Origin of the sequence: Streptomyces sp. FH025 (assembly GCF_017427025.1) — a bacterium.
GTDB lineage: Bacteria > Actinomycetota > Actinomycetes > Streptomycetales > Streptomycetaceae > Kitasatospora.
The window spans coordinates 1-1,046 of record NZ_JAFLNG010001231.1 but is presented as its reverse complement, the minus strand read 5'-3'; the positions used below and the strand labels follow the sequence as shown (position 1 = coordinate 1,046).

General features: G+C 69.8%; 1 protein-coding gene and 1 pseudogene. Both read left to right on the top strand.

Annotation, left to right across the window (positions count from 1 at the left end):
• Window positions 1-768 (top strand): electron transfer flavoprotein subunit beta/FixA family protein (locus J0670_RS38615; protein ID WP_243438123.1); only part of this gene is annotated, 768 nt, incomplete at its 5' end.
• Window positions 769-813: 45 nt separating this feature from the next.
• Window positions 814-1,046: pseudogene (locus J0670_RS38610) on the top strand (electron transfer flavoprotein subunit alpha/FixB family protein); the annotation flags it as partial.

The following is a 1,046-nucleotide window of genomic DNA, read 5'->3' as shown; positions in this document are numbered from 1 at the left end:
GTCTGTGTGAAGTACGTGCCGGATGCGACGGGTGACCGTCGTTTCGCGGACGACCACACCACGGACCGGGAGGGCGTGGACGGCCTCCTGTCGGAGCTGGACGAGTACGGCGTGGAGCAGGCGCTGCGGATCGCGGAGGCGAACGAGGGCGCCGAGGTGACGGTGCTGACGGTCGGTCCGGACGATGCGAAGGACGCGCTGCGCAAGGCGCTGTCGATGGGTGCGGACAAGGCCGTGCACGTGAACGACGACGACATCCACGGTTCGGATGTGATCGGGACGTCGGCGATCCTGGCGAAGGCGCTGGAGCGTACCGGGTTCGACCTGGTGATCGGTGGTATGGCGTCGACGGACGGTTCGATGGGTGTGCTGCCGGCGCTGCTGGCGGAGCGGCTGGGTGTGCCGCAGGTGACGCTGCTGTCCGAGGTGTCGGTCGAGGGCGGTGTGGTGAAGGGCCGTCGTGACGGTGACGCGGCGACGGAGCTGGTCGAGGCGGCGCTGCCGGCGGTGGTGTCGGTGACGGACCAGTCGGGTGAGGCCCGGTACCCGTCGTTCAAGGGGATCATGGCGGCGAAGAAGAAGCCGGTGGAGTCGCTGGACCTGGACGACCTGGGCATCGAGGCGGACGAGGTCGGTCTGGCGGGTGCGTGGACGGCGGTGGAGTCGGTGGCGGCGCGTCCGGCGCGTACCGCGGGCACCGTCGTCAAGGACGAGGGCGAGGGCGGCAAGCAGCTCGCCGGCTTCCTGGCCGACCAGAAGTTCATCTAGTCCCACTCGTCAGCGCATCCAACGATCGATCAGGAGCAACGAATCATGGCTGAGATCCTGGTGCTGGTGGACCACGCCGACGGTGTGGTCCGCAAGCCGGCCCTCGAACTGCTGACCCTGGCCCGCCGCATCGGTGAGCCGTCCGCCGTCGTCCTCGGCGCGGGTGCCGCGGCCGCCGACATCGCCGCCAAGGCGGGCGAGTACGGCGCGGCCAAGGTGTACGTCGCCGACGGCGCCGAGTTCACCGACCAGCTGGTCGTCCCCAAGGTGGACGCCCT